The 21,420-nt window shown below is 52.9% G+C and carries 16 protein-coding genes; 10 read left to right on the top strand and 6 right to left on the bottom strand.

The genetic code is table 11. The features are described from left to right. Positions 1–276: 276 nt before the first annotated feature. The gene (locus tag RC85_RS19020; protein ID WP_068265709.1) at positions 277–1,416 is read right to left on the bottom strand and encodes a helix-turn-helix domain-containing protein; all 1,140 of its coding nucleotides are present in this window, start codon (positions 1,414–1,416) and stop codon (positions 277–279) included. Between the two features lie 75 nt (positions 1,417–1,491). Here RC85_RS19020 and RC85_RS19015 point away from each other — a divergent pair, with 75 nt between their 5' ends. Further along, a complete protein-coding gene (locus RC85_RS19015; protein WP_068265707.1) occupies positions 1,492–2,082 on the top strand; it encodes an ECF-type sigma factor in 591 nt (196 codons plus the stop codon). Positions 2,083–2,135: 53 nt separating this feature from the next. Here the strand turns inward: RC85_RS19015 and RC85_RS19010 are convergent, their stop codons facing one another. Both RC85_RS19010 and RC85_RS19005 read right to left on the bottom strand, forming a co-directional pair. Further along, the gene (locus tag RC85_RS19010; protein WP_160148215.1) at positions 2,136–4,052 is read right to left on the bottom strand and encodes a serine/threonine-protein kinase; all 1,917 of its coding nucleotides are present in this window, start codon (positions 4,050–4,052) and stop codon (positions 2,136–2,138) included. Then, positions 4,042–5,085: a DUF1559 domain-containing protein gene (locus RC85_RS19005; protein WP_068265703.1), complete on the bottom strand. Its 1,044-nt coding sequence runs from the start codon at positions 5,083–5,085 to the stop codon at positions 4,042–4,044. The genes RC85_RS19010 and RC85_RS19005 overlap by 11 nt, the downstream gene beginning before the upstream one ends. Positions 5,086–5,207: 122 nt before the next feature. Between RC85_RS19005 and pdxA the strand changes: the two genes are divergently transcribed. From pdxA to RC85_RS18975, 6 genes are all read left to right on the top strand, one after another. Continuing rightward, complete coding sequence (gene pdxA / locus RC85_RS19000) at positions 5,208–6,176, top strand: 4-hydroxythreonine-4-phosphate dehydrogenase PdxA (RefSeq protein WP_068265701.1); 969 nt, start codon at positions 5,208–5,210, stop codon at positions 6,174–6,176. Between the two features lie 20 nt (positions 6,177–6,196). Next, positions 6,197–7,780 (top strand): DUF6798 domain-containing protein, encoded by a 1,584-nt coding sequence (locus RC85_RS18995; RefSeq protein ID WP_068265713.1) that lies wholly within the window; start codon positions 6,197–6,199, stop codon positions 7,778–7,780. A gap of 164 nt (positions 7,781–7,944) precedes the next feature. After that, entirely contained in the window at positions 7,945–8,910 is a 966-nt protein-coding gene (locus RC85_RS18990) for a CBS domain-containing protein (protein ID WP_084422838.1), read from the top strand. Between the two features lie 189 nt (positions 8,911–9,099). Further along, the gene (locus tag RC85_RS18985; protein ID WP_235033439.1) at positions 9,100–9,441 is read left to right on the top strand and encodes a hypothetical protein; all 342 of its coding nucleotides are present in this window, start codon (positions 9,100–9,102) and stop codon (positions 9,439–9,441) included. Next, complete coding sequence (locus tag RC85_RS18980; RefSeq protein WP_068265696.1) at positions 9,441–11,798, top strand: hypothetical protein; 2,358 nt, start codon at positions 9,441–9,443, stop codon at positions 11,796–11,798. The genes RC85_RS18985 and RC85_RS18980 overlap by 1 nt, the downstream gene beginning before the upstream one ends. Next, positions 11,795–12,778 (top strand): ABC transporter ATP-binding protein, encoded by a 984-nt coding sequence (locus RC85_RS18975; protein ID WP_068265694.1) that lies wholly within the window; start codon positions 11,795–11,797, stop codon positions 12,776–12,778. The genes RC85_RS18980 and RC85_RS18975 overlap by 4 nt, the downstream gene beginning before the upstream one ends. A gap of 33 nt (positions 12,779–12,811) precedes the next feature. On the opposite strand, the gene RC85_RS18970 is transcribed toward RC85_RS18975, so the two are convergent. Both RC85_RS18970 and RC85_RS18965 read right to left on the bottom strand, forming a co-directional pair. Next, a complete protein-coding gene (locus RC85_RS18970; protein WP_068265692.1) occupies positions 12,812–13,105 on the bottom strand; it encodes a hypothetical protein in 294 nt (97 codons plus the stop codon). 135 nt (positions 13,106–13,240) lie between these two features. Next, positions 13,241–14,026: a sensor histidine kinase gene (locus tag RC85_RS18965; RefSeq protein ID WP_068265690.1), complete on the bottom strand. Its 786-nt coding sequence runs from the start codon at positions 14,024–14,026 to the stop codon at positions 13,241–13,243. A 203-nt stretch (positions 14,027–14,229) separates the two neighbouring features. On the opposite strand from RC85_RS18965, the gene RC85_RS26975 reads away from it, so the two are divergent. The 3 genes from RC85_RS26975 to RC85_RS18955 all read left to right on the top strand — a co-directional run bounded on the left by RC85_RS26975 (position 14,230) and on the right by RC85_RS18955 (position 16,201). Next, positions 14,230–14,472: a hypothetical protein gene (locus tag RC85_RS26975; RefSeq protein ID WP_149752988.1), complete on the top strand. Its 243-nt coding sequence runs from the start codon at positions 14,230–14,232 to the stop codon at positions 14,470–14,472. Between the two features lie 81 nt (positions 14,473–14,553). Beyond that, positions 14,554–15,594: a type II secretion system F family protein gene (locus tag RC85_RS18960; protein WP_235033440.1), complete on the top strand. Its 1,041-nt coding sequence runs from the start codon at positions 14,554–14,556 to the stop codon at positions 15,592–15,594. Between the two features lie 133 nt (positions 15,595–15,727). Beyond that, positions 15,728–16,201 (top strand): hypothetical protein, encoded by a 474-nt coding sequence (locus RC85_RS18955; RefSeq protein WP_068265688.1) that lies wholly within the window; start codon positions 15,728–15,730, stop codon positions 16,199–16,201. 154 nt (positions 16,202–16,355) lie between these two features. On the opposite strand, the gene RC85_RS18950 is transcribed toward RC85_RS18955, so the two are convergent. Then, complete coding sequence (locus tag RC85_RS18950; protein ID WP_068265686.1) at positions 16,356–21,056, bottom strand: outer membrane protein assembly factor BamB family protein; 4,701 nt, start codon at positions 21,054–21,056, stop codon at positions 16,356–16,358. Positions 21,057–21,420 lie beyond the last annotated feature (364 nt).

Genomic DNA, 21,420 nt, shown 5'->3' with positions numbered 1-21,420 from the left:
AATCTGACCTTTTCATTTATGAGGGATTAGCGAAACAGCGGTTTTTGCCGTGCAAAAACTCTTCACGGCGTTGGGCGATGCCCACGCGGCTAAACGAACTAACACGTGTTTTCCGAGACCAAAACTCTTCACGGCGTGGGCATCGCCCCGCGCGTCCATACGGCGCGAACCGCGCTGGGCGATGCCCACGCGGTTCGGCGATTCAGTACACATTTTTGCTGGAAACAAAAACCGGGAAGTTGTTTCGTGACCGTTCCTTAACAGAGAACTGAATCGTCATGAACGACCGAACCGTCTCCGGTAACGCAATGGACTCATTCCTTCAATCTTGCTGAAGAATGCAGAGAATTTTGCGGTGGTTGAAAAGCCGCACAACTCGGCGATCCTTGCGATTGAATCCTCTGTTTCTAGCAGCAATTCCTTCGCCTTTTCGACGCGAGTTTTGCGAATCATTTCGGCGGGTGACTGACCGGTGGCTTGGCGAAAACGCCGTTCAAAAGTAACTCGGGATAAGTCCTGTGTTTTTAAAACGTCTTCGACCGAAATCCCGGTCGTTGCGTTTTCTTGAATGAAGTTGGTTGCTAACGCAATCGATGGATGATTGAATTCACCACAGCATGATTCGCGAACGTGTAATTTCGTCGGCGCGATCAAAATTCGCTGGCCCGGTGACGCGGTTCGATCAAGCAGTCGGTCGATTAATCTCGCCGCCTGAAACCCAAGTTCGCGGTTCGGTTCCTCGATCGAGGTCACGCTATGCGTCGGCAGCGAACACTCGCCCGCATCCCGAGTCGAAATGATCGACATTTGTTCGGGGAATCTTACGTCACATCGACTTGCCGCCGCTCTTAAATCAATTGCCAATCGAGGATCTGCGGCAATCACTGCGGTCCGATTCACGCTGCTGACAAAGGTCTCGCAAAACTCTTCCAGTTGCCTTGGGTTCTTCAATTCATTCGCCGTTGACGGTAGCACCCATTTTCGACAAGCCACGTTCATCGACGAAGACGTTCGCTCAACGGCACTCCAGAGGGGATCATCTGAATACCGCGTCGCTAAACAAATTTCGTTGACCACCAATTGATCCCATTGTGATTGAGCTAATTCAAGAATCGCATGGGTGTCGGTTGCGATTGACGACACACCGGGAAGATGGTTCTCAATCAACACGGTGGGGAATGGCTGCTCGGTGATCCAATTGGATGTCCGCTGGCTTGGAGGTGTGATTTGCCGGACTGAGATCAACCCGGCTACCGTGGCAGACCCAGCCAAAAACTGTAATCGAGCCCAATCGCCAATGGCGGTTTCGACGTGCCATTGCCGGCATGTCTTTGCGTAGTCGAACACTCCGTCGATGACCCCCAGTCGATCGATGAACCGGTCGGGAAACCAAACTAGTATTGTTTGTCTGGGCATTCTGATATTTACGTCGCTAGTTTATGTTTTTTGCGTCCTCACTGTGTGAAAGCGTTTTTGTGGCGATAGGGTGACATGATCGAAGAAAATTCTGTCTCGATTTGGATCAGCGCGGTTCGCGAAGGCGATTCCGTGGCTGCAAATGCGTTGTGGAGCCGCTATTTTGAACAGCTTTTGCAACAGGCCCGCCATCGAATGAGTCGGCTGCCGCGGTCGGTTTACGACGAAGAGGATGCAGCGATCAGCACTTTTCGGGTGCTATGCGAAAAGCTGCGAGAGGGGGCTTACCCGGAATTAGCAGGACGCGACGAAATCTGGCATCTGCTCCTGACGATGCTGGTCCGTAAAGTCAATCGTCGCGCGGAATATGAAAAAGCTGAAAAAAGGCAACAGCCGGTCGGATTAACTCACGAGCATGCGGACTCGATTCCCTGTTTGAAATGGAATGCTCTAACGGCCCAGTCGGCGGAAGATTGCCGGCAGCTTTTGTCCTTGCTAGGAGACGAAAACCTCGAGCGGGTTGCGATCTGGAAATTAGAAGGTTTCACCAACGATGAAATCGCAACCAAACTCAATCGCTCTCGGCGAACCGTCCAGCGGATGCTCGGTTTGATTCGAGAAACCTGGTCAGCGGGAATGCCCGATGATGAGAATACGTGCAACTAAGGAATGATCACGAAACAATCCATCCGAAGTGGCGCTGTCCAGCGAACGAACTATCATTCGTCCGCATTCGTTCGTTCAACCTGAGTTCGAGCTAGTTCTAAATCCGACTGCAACTCTTCGTTGTCGGGGTGAATTGTGATCGCTTGTTCAAGAATTGCGATCGCTTCGATCGGTCGCTGGTCGGCTGTTAACGTTTTAGCCAACGACCTCATCAACCAAGCACTTTTGGGAAAAGTGTTCCATGTTTTGCGAAGCGTTTCTTCACTGTCTTTGAACTTCTTTCGCGTTCGTTGCAACTCGCCCAATTCCAACCCGATTGAATGGCTATCAGCCTGGGCGATGGATCGCTTCAACAGATCTTCGGCTGCATCGAAATTACCGTCATCGACTAAGCCGCGGCTGACTTCGACGATCGCATCCCCATCGGCTAGCTTTTCAGTGGTAGCGCTCGGATACAGGGTGACGTGATCGATTGTCAGTAATTCAAAAGCTGTCACAAAAATTAGAAACCCGCCCGTGGTCCAAAGAACGCCGCGTCGGACTCGCCGACGCTTCGTCTGGCTTTGCTGGTAGCGTCGCAAGACCTCCCCAGCATCAGCAGGTCGCTTTTCAGGATCAGTTTGTAAACAATCCAACGCGAGACGTTTTATCGCCCGCCTTGCCTTTGATTGACGGATTTTCTCGCAAGCAACTTCCAGGCGATCCTGCCGTGATTCGCCGGTGGTAGCTTTTTCCGACAGCGGTTCGAACGGGCCGCGGCCGGTTAGTATCGCACAGAGAATTCCACCGAGGGCAAACACGTCCGAGCGTCGCCCGACTTGGTCGATATCGCCGCTTGCTTGTTCCGGCGGCATGAAAGAGGGCGTCCCCATGACGCTGCCAATCTGCGTTGGCTCTTCGGTCAGCATTCGGGACGAATACGGGAAAGCAATGTCATCCGACAAAGCCGAACCATTCGACGCATCACTGTTTTTCGCCGAGGACTTTTCTGGTTCGTTCGCCAAGTCCTTTCCAAGCCCCCAATCCATCACCTGAACCTCACCAAAGTCACCCACCATGACGTTTTGAGGTTTTAGATCGCGATGAATGATTCCTTGTTGGTGCGCGTATGCCGTCGCATCACAGATTCGTTCAAAAACCAGAAGCAATTCATCAAATTGCGATTTTTTGTTGGTTGCCGGACCAGTGTTGTCCACCAAAATTTTGGCAAGCGAGGATCCCTTAATCAGCTTCATTGCGATCATCGGGCGTCCATCCTGAAATCGTCCTAGGTCATAGACCGGAACAATCCCTGGATGTTGCAGGCGACCACAAAGCCTGGCCTCACGTTCTAATCTTGCGATCGCGGTGGCGTGCGGATTCCGATCATGAAGGAACTTTATCGCGGACTCGCGGTGCAGTTGGCGATCATAGACTCGCCAAACTGCCCCCGAACCACCACGATCGATCTCTTCAATAAAGTCATAGCGATCATGGTTAAGCTTTAGTGGCTCCGGTGCAACTTGCTGATAGGATCGATCAATGGATTCGTTCCACAGTCGCCTGATCAAGTTCAAATGACTCGGGAACCGGGCAACATACTGATTAAGTAAATCGTCATGTATCGAAACCGTCAGGTCATCGCCCAAATCGACGGTATCCGGATCGACGGTATCCAAATCGACGGTATCCGGATCAACGGCTTCAAGGTCGTCATCGCCAAGCTTTTTATCAACAAGTTCCTTCGCACCGTGGACAAATTGGTCGGCTTTCCAATCCAATTCAATGCCAATCAGTTCGTCAAACAATCCTCGCTCAGACGTAAGAACCGGATGTGATTCAAGCCAGTCTTCAATCCGTGGCTCGCGGCCGTCGCGAAGCTGTGCCTCAAAGTCCCAGCAAACTCTGTGAAGCCGAAGCTGTTGTTCAAGCTTCTTTTGCTGATCAGGCGTTCGCCAATTTGAATGAGATCTGTCTGAATCAGTATTCACCAATGACCTCGAAATCACGACGTCCGGCGAGCGACCAAAATGTGTGGGAATCGATGCTGTCAGTGATCAATCGAGTCGCTCCGTCGGCCAGCACAATATGAACACCGCCAGCATGAAAACTATAGGGTTGCCAAGCGTTGTTCCCGTTGACGACGCGAGGCCCCATCTTCGTGCTCCCATCCGCGGACGCGGGCAACACATTGACTCCGTAGCTGCCAGCCCACGGTACAAACGCAGCGTCCAGGTCTTCCAGTTCCAGCCCATTCCATTTTCCACTGACGTAATTTTTAGGACGGCCAGCTTGCTCATAAAAAAGTATCGTGTTGGAAAGTCCGTCCAGGCAATCGCTAAAGCTGGAAGTCGTATCCTCGTTCAGCATGGCAAATGGATGACCGGACGGAAACAACCGCTTGTGTCCCATCAACCCAATCGCTTCATTGCCGCGGACGTCGTATACCGCTAAGACGCCGTTGTAATCACTTACCGCCGCCTGGTTCCCACTGGCCATGGGAAGTCCTAGCAGAGCGCCAAAGAAATTTCGGCATTCCACCGTCCGTTGATCGTCGGGCGTTGACGGGCATAGATAGGTCGGAACAGAGGTCAAAACCGAAGCCTGATTGTCATCATGATCAAACCCCAATTCGTAGCTGTAGTTTTGCAGCAGGTTGCCTTGTTCGATGAAAGGCAAAATCGCCACACCCGTTCCATGAATGGCAACCCCCGCACGCGCCCTGGTCGACGCTGATGCAAAATGTCCCGGCGGAATGCGTCGCTGCGTGTCATGGTAATTGTGAACCGCCAACCCCAATTGCCGCATATTGTTGCTGCACGACATCCGCCGTGCAGCTTCGCGAGCCGATTGGACGGCAGGCAAAAGCAGCCCGACCAGCACGCCGATGATCCCAATGACAACCAACAATTCGATCAGCGTGAAGCCGAGCAATTTCTTTGCTCGTGTTTTTATCCGATAACAGTCTGCCCGCGGAACGGAAATAATAAGCGATCGTCGGCTTGCCGTGTTGCGAAGGATCATTGCAAAGGATCTTTGATCATGTGTCGGGACTCTTATTCTGACGTTAGACTTAGCTTAAGGGATGTCAGCAGTGTACTGATTTTTTCCTGATTTCATTACCTGCCTGTCGTCATTTCTGTTCCGTGCAAAACAAACTTCCCACAATCGCAATTAGCGTCGGCGACGTCTCCGGTGTCGGTCCCGAATTGGCGATCAAGTGCGCGGCAGTGTCATCGGTGATCAGTCGATGTCAGCCGGTTCTTTATGGTCCCCAGGATTGCCTGAACCAGATCGCTGAACGATTAGGGATTCCAATCGCGGGAAACGTGAAGGATGTCGGTCATGTCAACCGCGTGATTCCCGGTTCGTTCAGCGCGGAAACCGGGCAGGCTTCGTTCGACGCTTTTGATGCGGCCGTCGCCGATGCGATCAGCGGAACCGTTTCAGCAGTCGTGACCGGACCGATTCAAAAAGAGGCTTGGCATTTGGCTGGGATTCCCTTTCCTGGTCACACTGAAGTGCTAGCCGATCGCACCGGCACGAACGATTTTTGCATGATGCTAACCAGCAAAGAGATGTCGTGCGTCCTGGCGACGATTCATATTCCGCTTGCTGATGTTCCATCACAACTCAGCCAAGCCAAGATCCAGCGGGCGATCCGGTTGGCCGATCAAGCGATGTCACGACGTCTGGTCTCGCAAGGCAAAAGTCGATCGGCAAAGATTGTGGTTTGTGGTTTGAATCCACACGCCGGAGAAAATGGTTTGTTTTCACACGGCGAAGAGGCGAAGGTCATTGTTCCTGCGATCGAAAAATGTGTTGAAGCGGGAATCGACGTGACTGGACCGGTGCCGCCTGACACCGCGTTCACTCCGTCGATGCGGAAAACCACGGATGCTTATGTTTGCATGTATCACGATCAGGGGCTGATTCCGATCAAGGCACTTTCGTTTGACGATGCGGTCAATGTGACGTTGGGTTTGCCGATCGTTCGGACGAGTGTCGATCACGGCACGGCGTTGGATCTGGCTTGGCAAGGAACTGCGAACCATCAAAGCATGTTGGCCGCGATCGAGATGGCGATTGATCTGGCGGCTGTTCGAGCCGATTGATGAACGCTCGTGAATCAAGCATGAATAAGCCGACCCCATGGCGTCTGTTAGCAGAATGGTTTTTGTTGATTGCGTTGATGTTTGTCTACGCTGGCGATGCGCCGCCGATGGTCAACGAAGCTCACTACTTGGTCAAAGCAAAGAATTTTTGGCAGCCCGATTGGTGTGCCGCCGACTTGTTTGCATCGTCTGGAAAAGCACACGTGTTTTTCTATTGGGCACTCGGTTGGCCGACACAGTACTTCTCGCTCGAAACGACGGCTTGGATTGGCCGAATTGTTGGCTGGTCGGTTCTCGCATTCGGGCTGATGCGATTGAGTCATGTGTTTAGCCGCACCGGATACGCATCAATCGCGATTGCAGTACTTTGGATCGCTGGGATTGAGTATGGGAACTTGGCGGGCGAATGGGTGGTTGGCGGAATCGAGGGGAAGGTTCCCGCGTATGGATTTGTGTTGGCGGCGATCGCAGAATTGGCACGCCGAAATTGGAATCGCGTTTGGGTTCTGTTGGGCATTGCGTCAGCGTTCCATGTGCTGACTGGTGGCTGGTCGGTCATCGCTGCGATGTTTGCTTGGGCGGTCACCGAAGCGGGCAAACCAAAGCGGCATCCGCTGTTGACCCGCTGGTTGTTTTTAGGTGGACTAATTTCGCTGGCTGGTATCATTCCCGCTGCTCAGTTGATGATGGGAACCAGTTCAACCGACGCGGCTCAAGCAGCAAAGATCTATTCGCTTTTTCGCATTCGGCATCACCTTCTGCCGAGCGATTTTCTGACTTGGTGGTACATCCGCCACGGGATCGTCATCACGATTCTCATTTGCTTTGCGATTCGCCAACGTGTCGCCAATCGTTTGAAAGAAGACGAAGAAGCTGAGCGTCGCTTTTTGGCCTTTGTCGGCGGTGCCGGTTTGATTGCGGTTGGCGGATTATTGATCGGATTGTTGGTGTCTATCTTTCCAGACCTATCCGCTAGATTGCTGCGGTATTACTGGTTCCGCTTGTCCGATGCCATGATCCCGCTTGGCATGGCGATCGTTGTCGTCGGAACCTTGAGTGATCAAGACAAGCGTTGGCGGGTCGCAGCGAAAAGCTTGCTAGTGCTGGCATTCCTGATGGTCGGTTACGCCAGTGTCGATCGCATGCTGCAGCGAGTTCCGCCGTCGGTGAACAATCGACTGATGGGCTGGGACATGGATTCCGATGCCGCGACAAAGCGAGCGGTGTTTAAAGATTGGTTGGCCGTTTGCAACTGGGCGGCGTTGTCTTCGCCAGAGAACGAAGTCTTCCTAACACCGCGACATCAGCAGACGTTCAAGTGGTATTCAGGTCGATCCGAAGTCGTCAATTGGAAAGACGTTCCGCAAGACGCAATCAGTTTGATCGAGTGGAAGAAACGTTTCCAAGAAGTTTTTCCCGAGCGTTTGGGGGCGATTCGTGTCACGATCAACTACAAAACGCTTCGCAAGTTTCGCGAGCAATACAACGTTCGATACATGATTGTTGATCGCCGCGTTGTTGGTGAACATTTGCCGCTGCTACGCGTGTATCCGACCGAGTCGAGCGATAACGTAAACTATGCGGTTTACGAAACGCCCAAATAGCTTTGTACAGCGTTTCTAGTTTGAACAATGTTTCACAAAGTAATTCGCTGGAAAAAGTTGACGTAGGCCCCCATAAGTTTTAGCCTGAATCGGTTGAGCCGAACGTCAAAGCGAACTGCTATTTCGCTTGGTTCATGGTTTTCTTCCTTCTTTGAAAGTTAAACATGCCAGCTATTTCCACTCAAACATCTCGCATCGTTGTGCAAACCGCCGCCGACATCATGCGTCGGAAACTGATCACCCTGAAACCAAGCGACGACCTTTTCGACTCCGTCGCACGTTTGTTGAAGGATAATATCTCAGGTGCTCCGGTCGTTGATGACGACGGTACCTACCTGGGGGTGTTGAGTGAGAAGTGTTGCATTGCTGCGTTGACTGAAGCAGTGGAATTGGCCAGCGAACTTGGATTACACGTCGTCAAAGTAAGTGAATTCATGACGCGAGATTTGGTGACGATTGGCGGAGACCTTTGCGTCTTCGATGCCATCGATCACTTGCTGAAAAAGAGAATCTCTGGCGCGCCGGTCACCGATTCAGCCGGCCATTTCCGCGGGATTTTCTCAGAAAAAACTGCGATGCAAGTTTTGGCTTCCGCTTTGATGGAAGGCTTGCCTGGAACCAATGTCGAGTCCTACATGAATCTGGATCGCAACCGAATCATTGACGAAAACGATCTGCTTTTGGATATCGCCCACAAGTTTCAAGAAACCCCGTACCGTCGATTGCCCGTGCTGCGTGGCGAACGACTGGTGGGACAGGTGAGTCGTCGTGACGTGCTGAAAGCAGAACTGCGACTTGCGTCGGAGGTTATCTCTAGTTCCGGACACCAAAAAACGCCAAGCGAGCGAATGAAAGCGGTCGGACAATCCCAACGAGTCGGCGACGTGATGGATACTCAGGCATCGACGGCCAGCCCAACCACCGACTTGCTCGGGATCACTCAGCGATTCCTGAATTCACCTTATCGGCGACTTCCGATCATCGAACACGGGAAGCTGGTCGGTCAGATCAGTCGCCGCGACCTGCTGCAAGCTGCTGCGTCCGACATGAGTCCGCGAAAGGAAAGCCGCGGTGCCGAAACGCTCTACCTGAGCGGCAACCATCGATCAGCGCCCGAGTCGATTAGTTAGCAACTGGTCGAAAACAAGTGCTGATTTGGGAAGTCGATGTAAGATCAACACTATTTCCCGTTTACGCGTTTGTGGTCGGCAAAAGTGGCCAACCTGCATCCCACAGCAACGTTTAAAGTGTTCTAATACTCAGACGTTCTCGAGCAATCGAGAGAACTGAGTACGAGCTAAACGAAAGCTACTGGGATCTTGAACACACCATCTGTTGAACCAATCCAACGCAGTCGCCTGTTGCCTCGCGTGACGTTCCGGGCGATGTTTGCGATCACCACCATCGGTGCATTCTTGGCGGCCATCGGTCGCGTGGCGGGTTTGGGCACACCCGGCAACGCGCAAGCGATGGCGACGGGGGTTTTGGTGTCGGTCGGATTTTTGGCGGTGTGCTTGGCCGTGTTTGCGATTTTCTTTTTGATCGCCTGGTTGGTCTCAATCTTGTGGTATCGCCCCGCTGATGAATTAGTCGAAGGCAGCCCCTTTGCGGATGACCAATTGCCGCCACAAATTTTGCCGCCGCGAGATCGACAACCGTGATGGCAAAATTCTGCTCGATCCAAATGGGTTGCTTTCTGCTTTGCGTCTTTGCCGTCGGCCTCGAGAACGTGGCGGCCCAGAATGCAAACGCGATCGCAAACGCGGTCTCGTCATCGGAGTTAATCGGGGCTTCGTTACCAACCGTCCAAAGACCGATACGCGGCGCTGCAGCAACCGCGGCTGGGAATCTAGGTGGTGCCATGGGAACCGGAGGGATGTCGTACCGAATTGAATTCGGACAAGCGTCATCCGCCGGGTATGTCGCGGTCCAAATTGCGATTCAATCGCAAGCAACCTTTGCAGCGGACCGCAACTTGATGTTTCGTTTTCGTGGCGTTGATGACGAAGTCTATCCGCCGGGACGGAATCTAGTGATCGATGTGCCGATCTTTATTTCGCAAGGAACAAATACGCAAACCTTCACCCGATACTTACCGCGATGGGCAATCACACGCGAAGTTGCAATCGACGTTTTAGAAGATGGAAGGTTCATTCCAAACCTTGCCGCCGAAATCGATTTGCAATCCAGCACTGGACCGGTCAACAGCCTTCCGCAAAGCAACAACACCAACATTCGATACACGCGAATTGCCCTGCGCAGCGAATACGAACTGAATGTGTTGAAGGTGATCGGCACGAACCGACCGACAAAAGCGGAATTCATTGCAGATGATTCTCTGTTTAGCTTGGGGCAGATGTCGGTTGAACTGCATCCGTTGGCCAAGATGCCCACGGATTGGCGAGCCTACCAGCGGTTTGACGTCATTATTCTTTCACCAGAGCTGATCACGAAACTTGTTTTGCAGCCCGATGCCTTCGCGGCCGTTCGACATTGGTTAATGATGGGTGGAACCGTCTTGGTGACAGGCGGGACCGAGACAAAAACAATTCTTGCCAATCTTGGCATCAGTGATGTTCCCGAAAAAACTTTGCAGGAACAGGTTACAGAGATCGTCGCCGACCTATCGCCTTTCTGGTCGCAATCGCAAGCGAACACGAAAGGGGTGCTGGCAAGCATCAAAGATGAGCTGGCCGACCCGGCGATGCGTGGTGTTGAAATAGGGTTCCAGCAAACGCTGGGCGACCCCAGCATTTCGCTCGAAGATAGTCTTGTTCAATACCGAATGAAACTCGACTCGCTTCGCCAGGCACAAGCGAGAACGCCCGACGAGTGGGCCGATCGAATTTGGACGCGTTCAATCGCTGCTGGTTTGGTGATCGGAGTACCGACCGAACAGTCAATCGAAGAGCCGGATTTGAGTGTCGTCGCAAAACTGATCAGCTTTCGACGGTCACCGATGCTTCGCCGAGGCGTGGATCCGATGATCGGTGATTCTCGATTTCGCGATTGGCTGATTCCCGGTGTCGCTCAACCGCCTGTGTACACGTTCATCGGGTTGTTGACTGTGTTCGTGATTTTGGTGGGGCCGATCGCTTACCGGCAAACCGCTCGGTATCAACGAAGTCACTTGATGTTCTTGATCGCGCCGGTGCTGGCCATCATCACAACCACGATGATGTTTGCCTACGGCATCGTCTCGGACGGTTTCGGTACGGCGGCTCGAATTCGTCAATTGACGTTGGTCGATGGAGTTTCGGCGACCGGTGTTGAACGGGTTCGCAGCACTTATTTTGCGGGAGTTCGCCCCGCCGATGGGTTGCGATTCGGTGGTGCTGATGAAGTCATGGCGTATCCGGAATCAGATCGCGTTGCTTGGGGCGACCATTCGTCGCAAACGCCCAAGGCCATCGGCAGTGTCACGGTAGAGGAAAACAACCAGCGTTTTGATTCCTCGTTTTTGCCTTCGCGAAGCCAGACTCAGTTTGTCGTCCATCGTCCCGTGCCAAAAATTGGATCGCTTCGCGTCAACGTGGTTGACGATTCAGTCACCGTGATCAATCAGTTCAGTTTTCCACTACGTCGGATGGTGATTCGTCCCAGTGCCAAACAGTATTTCATGGTGGATTTAATCAATCCAGGATCAACATCCAAGGCGACTCCGATCGATGGAAAAGATCTGTCGAAAAAGCTAGGCGGTCTCTACAACGATTTCCGTCCGATTCTTTCCACGACGAACGAGTCCAGGAAATTCCAAAATTCGGGCAAGACGTCCGATCTGCTTCGCGAAGTGATGCAAGAGATTGCACCTCGCAACGCGGCATACGACGGAGTGTTCGAGTTTGCGTTACGCGATCATCTGCAAACGCGATTAGAAATTCCGGTGGGACACTTCGTCGCCTTGTCCGACGTCAGCGATGATGTGATCGCAGTCGCCAATACAGAACAAGTCGGTTGTGTTCGCTACATCATGGGAACGTTCGTGACGCAGGAAACAACGAGTCAGGAAAAACCATGATTCAGGCTACACCGACTGGCGTACACGAATCAGGCGATGCGTGCATCGAATTGCGCCGGTTGCATCGTTTTTTTGGAAAGACCAAAGCCGTCAATGACATTTCATTCTCAGTCGCGCGAGGCCATGTTTACGGATACATCGGTCCCAACGGTGCCGGGAAAACTACGTCGATGCGGATTTTGGCGACATTGGATTTGCCAAGTTACGGCGACGCTTACGTAGACGGATTTTCGGTCGTCAACGATCCCGAATTGGTTCGCGGTCGTTTGGGGTTCATGCCGGATTCCTTCGGAACTTATCGCGACGTCAATTGCCAGGAATATCTGGACTTCTTCGCACGTGCGTACGGGCTAATTGGTCGCCAGCGAAAACAGCGTCTCGATTGGGTGCTAGATTTCACTGGCACCCAGGGCATGGCCGAAAAACCGATTCGGGGATTGAGCAAGGGAATGAAACAGCGACTGTGTTTGGGTCGCGCCTTGATCCACGACCCCGCAGTCATGATTCTTGACGAACCCGCCGCAGGTCTGGATCCGCGCGCGAGAATCCAACTAAGACAAATGATTCGTGAACTGGCTGACCAGGGAAAAACAGTTTTGATCAGCAGTCACATTTTGACTGAACTGGCCGAGATGTGTGACAGCGTTGGCATCATCGAACAGGGAAAACTGCTGGCGACTGGCAGCGTCGAAGAAATCGAACGACAACAAGCTCACACCCGCGAATTGGTCATTCGGATTCTGGCTAACGAAGATCATTCCGAAGTCAGCGTTGCCGATGTGCTGCGCAACAGACCCGAAGTTGACAATCTAGTCGTCGATGGCGAACTGATTCGGTTCGCCTTTGCTGGCGACGTTCAAGATCAAGCGGCGTTGGTTGCGATGTTGGTCAACCAAGGTTTTCAGGTGGCTGAAGTGACGTCGCGAAAGAAGAGCTTGGAAGATGTGTTCTTGCACGTCACCGAAGGATTGGTGCAGTAGCGGTCAATCGATTGCCCAGGACTGATTTCAGAGTCATTTTCCGCTAAAGAGACCATCGACCATGCTGGAAACCGAAGACTTAAAACCGGTCAACGATGCATCTTCCAGGATATGCGACTTGTCGCTCCGCATGATCGCCGCAGCCAAGGGTTTGTGTGATTGCCAGTCCGACAAATCAAATTCCCGAGTATCCACGTAGACGTCCGATAGGTTGTTGCTGATCTTGGAAACCAAGAAAACACCATCTTTGCCATGAACAACGTGATAGTGCATGGCGACAAATAGCAAACCAGCGCCGCAAATCATGCCAAAAAAGAAACGAGACATCGTGTGTAAATCCAGGGAGAAACAAATCAGTTCACGCTCAGGAATACGAAATTATACCGGCTCTCTCAAGACCGATTTTCAAGATGACGAGTTCGGAGATTCGAATCGATTTACGGCGGATACCACCGTGCCGCACTAGGCCGCAGCTTGTGCGTCTGCTGAGACGGGCAAACGGATGATGAATGCGGTGCCGCGTCCAACGGTGCTTTCGACCCGGATTCGACCTTGGTGGGCATCGATGATTTCTTTGCACGCGGCCAAGCCCAATCCGGTGCCGCCTTTGCCCGATTCATCGGGACCATCTTTGGTGCTGTAGTAAGCGTCAAAGATCCGCGGCAGGGCAGATTGTTCGATTCCAGAACCCGAATCACGAACCATCAATTCAACGATTCCGCTGTCATCACGACTGGGCCCCAGCTTGATTAGGATCGTTCCGCCGCCGTCCATCGCTTGCCGTGCGTTGATCAGCAAGTTCAGAAGTACGCGGCTGACCTGGTTGCCGCTGGCGTGGACTCGCGGGGTTGCCGGGTCGATTTGAGTTTCAACGCTGACGCGATATCGTTGCATCTCTCGTTCCAACAACACCATCGAACTGCTGATCAATTCAGAAAGATCAGTCGGCTCGAATGATTCACTGCGATTTTTTGCTTGTGCAAGAATCGTGTTGGTGATCTTCGCCGCTCGCTCGGACGCAGCTAAAATTTTGCTCAGCGCCTTGTCGCGGCTGGCGTCATCGCGGTTGCGAATGCCAAGCTTGGCGTAGTTGATCACCGTCATCAGCACATTGTTGAACTCGTGCGTCGCGGTGCTGGTCAATTCACCCAGCGCGGCCATCGACTGCAATCGTCGCAGTTCCCCCTTCAAGTATTGATTCTGGGCGATCAATTCGGTCGTGTCGGCTGCGTTGGGTTGCGAGCTCATGCGTATCCAGCGTGTGTTGATTTCGAGTTTTGATGGCGAACATCGATGGCGAACACTGATGGCGAGTGTGTCCAGAATGATCTATCGGCGCGATCGTTGAATTTGCTACACCCGGACCATCGCGCGCGTCATTGCTTCGTGGTCCCCTACAAATTCTCAAGCCGTCATTGTTACCGTACTCAACGCCAGCGGATTTCCCCGGAATGTCATCAGGAACTACAAGTAGATCCCCGACGGGCGACAACGTCGTCGTAAGGCTTCGACGAGGCATTCAGCAGGCCAAGGCAGCCGGTTTTGAAGTCCGTATGGAGCATTTGGGCGATGGCGAGGCCGGTTGGTGCCAGATCGGCAGCAAACGCATCCTGTTTTTGGATGCCGCTCAGACTGCCCAAGACCAACTGGAAGAACTCGGCGAAGCTTTAGCTAATTTTCGCCGCGCTGCGTAGCCTTCCCGATCGGGACACTTGCAATCAGAATAGCGTCTAGCTTGAAAAACTGATTTTCCCCGATTCCCGTTGGTAGCGATCTTGTTTGCAAAACGCATGGGACTGAAAGCGGCTGCGAAATTCAGTCACCGCTTTGCGACTTCCCACAAAGCCGGCGTGGATATGGTTCGGCTGCTGGAGACCGAAGCGAAGGCTGGACCTGGCCATCAGCGTATCGCAATGCAACGTCTCGCCGATGAAGCCAAGGCGGGGAACCAGATCCATGAAGCAATGGAAAAGCAACGGCCCTACTTTCCGGTTCTGTTGACCGCAATGACAGCCGTCGGCGAAGAAACAGGCAAGCTGGATCGTGCCATGTTTATCCTGGCGGGACACCTGCAACAGCGACTCGACACTCGCAACAAATTTATCAGTTCGATCACCTTCCCCATGTTGCAATTGGCCGCGGGCGTCGGCGTGTTGTCCTTGGTTATCTACATCATGGGCGTGATGTCGCCGGCCGGCGGCGGTCAGATGGCCGACATTCTCGGTTTGGGACTGCGAGGCGGCAGCGGAGTGTTGTGGTTGTGGTTGTATGTCGGGATCTTTGTCGGATCGATCGCGTTGGTCGTGTGGGCATTCGTGCGCAATGTTGCTGGGCTGCAAAACCTTGCACCCATCCTTTACATGATTCCAAAACTTGGGCCCGCCATTCAAACGATTACGATCAGCCGGTTTTGTTGGACGATGGCGCTTTCGCTTGACGCGGGACTCGATCCTATTCGATCCATTGCCTTGTCGTTGGATAGCACGGGCAGCGATTACTATCGATCGGGCAGCGACAATGCTCGCGATGCGATCAAAAGCGGAGCGACGCTCGCCAACGGGCTAAAAGCAACCTCTGTCTTTCCCGAGGATTTCATCGCACGCGTTGACATTGCCGAACACTCGGGTACCGACGCCGAATCGATGGAGTACTTAGCAAAGGAGTATGACGAACGAGCGAAAGCCGCCGTCAAGTTCATGTCGGGGTTGGCGACGGTGGTCATCCGCGTCACGGTTGCTCTCTTTTTGTTGTTCTTTATCTTTCGGATCTTCGGAATGTATCTCGGAGCGATCAACGACGCTTCCAAACCGATTTAGGAACTTGTGATGATTTATAGTCGCCTTTCGCTCCGCGAAAGCAGTGGTTTCGCTACTTTCGCGGAGCGAAAGGCGACACTAAGTTCCCGCTCTTTGTTTAGGTTGAATTGACCCCACGTGAAAAGAATGCACGATGAAAGCTGATTCCATCAGCGAACTCAAAAAAACGCTCAAGCAGTTGGATCACGATGATCTGCTTGCTGTTTGCCTGAGGTTGGCGAAGTACAAAGTCGACAACAAAGAACTGCTGACCTACCTGCTAAAGAAATCCGCTGATGAACAAGCTTACGTCGCGGAAGTTTGTGACGAAATCAGCCGAGAACTTCCCAGTGAGCGGACGTTGCACAAGAAAACGATGCGCAAGATCGTTCGCTTGATGGACAAATGGATTCGCTATTCAGGCAACAAAGAAACTGAGATCGAGGTGCGAATTCATTTCTGTCAGCTCTTTGTGGATCGTCGAATTGAATTCGGTCGATGCCGTGTCAAGGCGAACATGTACGCCACCCAATTAAAGAAAATCGACAAGGCGATCGAAACCGTTCATCCCGATTTGCAGTTTGATTTCAGGCATCAAATGGACGGGATACAGGAATACTTGAAGTAGGCCGGAACAAGCCGCTTCGGCGCAGTTCCGGCAATCCAATACTGATCCATAAAACCGACCAATGCAATTGCCGGAACTGCGCCGAAGCGGCTTGTTCCGGCCTACATCGACTGAACCCTGGCGGGATCAGCTACGGGCAAGTTCCAGGCATTTTTTACGGCCGTGGGATTTGCAATTGCATTTCAAGTTGCCTTTGTATTTCATTGGTCTGTCGATCACGGCCATCCTCGTCTTCGCCGGACTGTTCGATTTTGTCTTCTTCGGTGACGCCGAACTTAAATATCAATTGCTCGGCTTCTCCGATTTTTACCAGCACTTGATTGCGAGCGGGTTGGACGATCGTTTCGGTTTGCAATTGATTGTTACCCGGCGAAATGTCTTTGCCTAACCGTTCTTTCAAGTTGGCTCCGTCGTTGACATCCAATGCCAGAATGTCCATGTACTTCTTTCGCACTCGCGTCGAAACCGAATTGATGTACGGACTGCGGGTTAGCATCAACAGCGGGGACGCGTAGGCTTGGTTTAGCGTACAACCCCAGGGCGAATCGAATTCTTCGCTCCAACGCAACGCCCCGTCACTTTCATTGATCGCGAAGACTCCATGAACCGTTTGATGATCCTTTCCGCTGGTGGTCGCGACCTCGCGTTCCAAGGCGGTTCGATTGGTGCGTACCAATTTCCGTTTGGGGGCGAGGATGAATTGATCCTTTAAATGAATGGCACTTAGGCCTTGAAGATCCTGATATTCGGGCAACTCTAGCTTGGCGACTTCTTTGCCGCTGGCGATATCCCACACCAAGGCTTTGCCGTCGCTTTGCATTGAGCAAAGATATCGGCCGTTCACTATTTTGCCGTAGGCCAACGGCACCTTTGCCTTGTTGCGATAGATGCCAGTTGATTGCTGTTCCAATAGAACTTGGTCAGTGAACGGATCCACCAACTTGGTTTGGTAGATTCGGTTTTGCAGATTGACGTCATAACTCAAAACATGCCGCCCCGCTGATGTCCAAAGTTTGCCGTGGTTCCAAGCCGTGCTGTTTTGTTGTTGACCGTCACCGATGTTAAAGAAGTCAACTCGCTTGGCAGCATCTGATACGACTGCCACCAACTGTCCATCACTCACAACCTCGCCGTTCTTGGGCGCGTCGGAGTTTCGCCACAAAATTTCGCCTGACAGAATATCTAAGGCGATCAAGTCACCACCTTGCAAGACGAAACATCGATCACCAACGACGGGGCCAACCGCCAGTTCAGGAATTTGGTCCGCCGGCGCAGCGACTCGTGTTGAAAACTTTCGGCGATAGACTTGATCGCCAAAAGGTGTTTGCAACAGCGAACGATTTGCAACGCCATCTCCATCGCCACCCCAAGCGTGACGCCACAGAACCGAAGCGTCACCGGCGAGCATTCGGAAAAGGTCAACACAGACCAAACCAGTGGACATGGTCACCAACATGGTTCCGCCGCTAATGACCGCTTCGTTGTCTCGGCTTTCGACCCCCTGAACACCTTCCATTGAAATGATGCGAGAAAGTCCCATCGTGTTCCGCATCGCAAGTGGAGCCCTGCCTTGGTTGGTGAGTTGCCAGCCGACGAAGTGTTGCCCGGCAAGCACTTTTGTTTCTGACGTCCGTTTGTTCGACTGCCCAATTCGGTTCCCCAGATTGCGTGACGTCCATTCTAGCGAAACGCTATCAGGCCACTGGTACGACAAGATCCTCGATTCAGCGGCGCTGCGAAGTTCCTTGATTTTCTCCAAGTCCATTTTTTCCAGGTCGTCGCTGCCGCTTAAACCCGTCAACACACCGATCGTGTCTTCGGGCATGCGGCCGTCGAGATACACTTTCGCCAAATCGATCAAACGCGAACGCATTGGCGAATCCTCTGCCAACTCTTTTTCGTTTCGCATCGAATCGACGGTGTTGGTGCCTAGCAATAATCGTTCGGCCGCCAGCCATTGTTTGGATTCCAAATAGCGATCTGCAAGCGCTCCGCGTGCGTCGGAAACGCCTTCCCATGGGTGGAAATGCCGAATCCAACGGGCACAGATTTGGTTTGGCTTGTTGATTTGGTCCTTGGCGGATTCGCGAATCAGGTCGTTGATTTTGGATTGTTGCGAAGCGTCGGTACTGGCCAGCATTTCTGACATTCGCGTCGCTAACCAACAATCCAGCGAACAAGACCGGGTGGGATCGTTGATGACGTCTTTTGCTAAGCCTTCGGCCGAGTCGTCGCTAAGCAAAAGATCCGATAACGCCAACGCCTGCTCGGTCGCCTTGACCCATTGTTCTTGCTTCATCGCACCTCTTAATCGAAGCGACAGCAGTTCAACACGCTGCGCCGGGCGATCAATCAGGTCGTCGAGTTCATCAGTATAATCTTCGCCCATTTCGGGATTGTCCCTCAGCATGCCCAGCATGGCAGACACGCTAAGCATGTGGACCTCGTCGTTATCACTTTGTTGTTCACGAGCTCGCCGCAGCATATCCAACGCCTCGCGACGTTGGCCTTTCTGAATTAGCAATTCGCTCTTGCGAACCAACGCGTCAAAGTCGTCTGGGTTTTCAGCGAGCCTGCGGTCCACGATCGGTTCCAGCGTTTTCTCGCCAAAGGCAACAGCAAGCATCGTCGGGCTCTGAACAATAATGTCACCTTCGACCGCGACCATATTCCCAAGCGGGTATCGTGTGCTGCGCCGTTGCAACACGGAACCATCCTTCAGCGAAACACGAATCAATTCGTTGGTGGTTGTGGGGACGATGTAATCGTCTTTGCCGAACACTCCTCGCCCCGCCACATGTTGCCCGGCAGCGACAAAGTCCTGCGGGCTGCTCCAGATTAGATTGCCGGTTGTTAGTTCGTAGGCACGTACTTCGTTGGAACTGACCAGCACAAACTTGTCGTCACGGATCCCGGCCAAGTATTTCATGTTGACTCGGTTCTTGTATTGAAACAAAGGCTTGCCGGTCAGCAGATCGAATCCCAGCAACCGTTCGGTTTCCGGCGGCGTGATCAGAATCCTTGATCCTGAACCGACGGCGACTCCATTGTCCCAACGCTGCATCAACTTGGTGGGTTCCAGACCGCGTCCGCGATTGTTGACTCGCATCATGTCATTGCTGCGATCGTAGACCGCGCCCCAGGCGAGCGTGCGGTCGATCAAGTGGATTGCGACGCAGGCACCTGCGCCGGTGGGGCAAATCAACATGCCTTCGTGAAAAGTCGGCATTGCACCGGACACTCGTCGCAATGCATCGGAATCGATGCCGCCTGATTCAATCGCGACTAGGTGTTGTCGCCAAAGCTGATTGCCGTTGGCTGGGTCTAGGCAACAAAGCAATATGTCGCCCGCAATTTCAGCCAGCACGTAAAGGCGTCCATCGAGCGGTAGCGGAGGTCCCAGGAAAAACGCTTCGGCCAGCGGCGATGTCGGGTCGCCGTTTTGTCCCAAACGCCAAAGCAATTTGCCTTCGGTTTCCATCTCCAGTGCGACCAAAGTGTTGGTGCGATTGTCGGCGGGACGTGTTCCGCCAAACATCAATGTCCGATTGAACGACGCCATTTTGATGTCCGCAAGATCGGTCAGCATAAAGACGCGATCGCCATCACTGGTCACCTGTCCGTAGGGAACATCGTTCCAGATTCGACCACTGATGCGTTCGTCGGTTTCCTCGTCGGCAGACAATTCATCAAACAGAATTCCTTCGTCCTCTGACGGTTCCCATCCGGATTGCCAGGGATAGGTCCAGACACGTTTACCCGTCGTATAGTCCACGCCCACCAACCGCTCGGTCGTTCGCATCAGCAATTGATCACCGACCCGCAGCGGCATCCAACTGGGTGGCGGTAATCGCCCGCTGGTTGCCAGGTCGCCGGTAAACTCTCGCACCATTTTCTCTTGCAGATGACTGGCCGTCGTTGGCAACGCCCATCGCATATTGCTGAGCGGCATTTGGCCGGCCGAGTTCCCGTTGCGATCCGCGGAAGAACCAAACATGGGGTGATTCTTTGGCAAAGGAGTTTGATAACCGGCGACGTCCTTCGATCGATTGTCCAACCAGGTCTTGAGTTGCTCCATCGAAGCAAACTTCAGCGACCGGTCCGATGAATCGTCATCTTCACCAGACAGCTCTTTGTTGAAAAACAAATCTTTGACTGGTGAATTTTCAATGTCTGGGATCGTCTTATCGGAACTGTTCTTTGCCGAATCGTATCGAGTCGCGGCGTGCATCAAGACGATCGACGGGCCGAGGTGTTTTACGGCACGTGGGATTTGTGCGATTTCGTCCAATAAGATGGATGCGGCTAATGGATGGCCGCGGTAGATTTCTCGCTGAGCCAGCAAAGCCGTTGCCTCATAACCGGCCAAGGTATGCAGGTAGCGACGACGGACTTCCGCGACCGCATTCCAATCGCGACTCTCCGACGCCTTGTTCAAAACTCGTGCGGCGATCGGTCCGAATCGAAGCTGATAAGTTTCCCAATCTGATTCGCTTAAACCGCCGATCATTTCGCGGGCAGTTCGAAGCAGACTCTGCGTGGCCGGGTTGCCTTCGCGGACGTCTTGGTTGTCCAGAAAGAAATCCTGGTCCGCCAGATCAGAATCGGCGTAGTCTTCCGAATCACGAGCGACTAAATCGCCCAACGCCAAAATCGCATCGCTTGGTCGATCTTCTTTGATGGCACTTTCGGCTTCCCTTAGCTTTTGCTGCATCGCCCGTGGCGGTTCGATCAATCGGCCAGCCGGCGAATTGGTCGGAGGGCGAAAAAAGCCCTGAGCCATCGCGTTTTGGGGATTGCAAAGAAGCCAGCAAGCCAGCAAGAAGTAGACGGCAAAAAATCGGTAACGAATCACGCTGGTGGAACCTTCGGTCGGATCAAGGAAAAGCCTGTCCAGCGTATTGTACGCGACCGAGAGATTCGGAGAAGATCAGAACTTACCGCCGTAAGCCGTGTGGAACGCCGCGACACACGGTATTTCATACGCTGCCGTGTGTCGCGGGGCGATACCCAACGCCGTGTAGGGTTTTAAACTGTTTAACCGCGTGGGCATCGCCCCGCGCGTTGTGCTGGCCCGAACGCGCGGGGCGATGCCTGGGCTGCGCAACTGAGTGCCTGATTGGGTTGAAATTGGTATTGGTGATTGTGGCGAGATTGGTTCTGTTATTTGCACTTTTTCCCGATCAAGGAGGTGCCCGTCATGCCAGCCAAAGAAATTG

This window comes from Rubripirellula obstinata (genome assembly GCF_001642955.1).
In the GTDB taxonomy this organism is placed as follows: Bacteria; Planctomycetota; Planctomycetia; order Pirellulales; family Pirellulaceae; genus Rubripirellula; species Rubripirellula obstinata.
The sequence above is the reverse complement of the archived record's forward strand: the minus strand, read 5'-3'. Positions and strand labels throughout refer to the sequence as shown.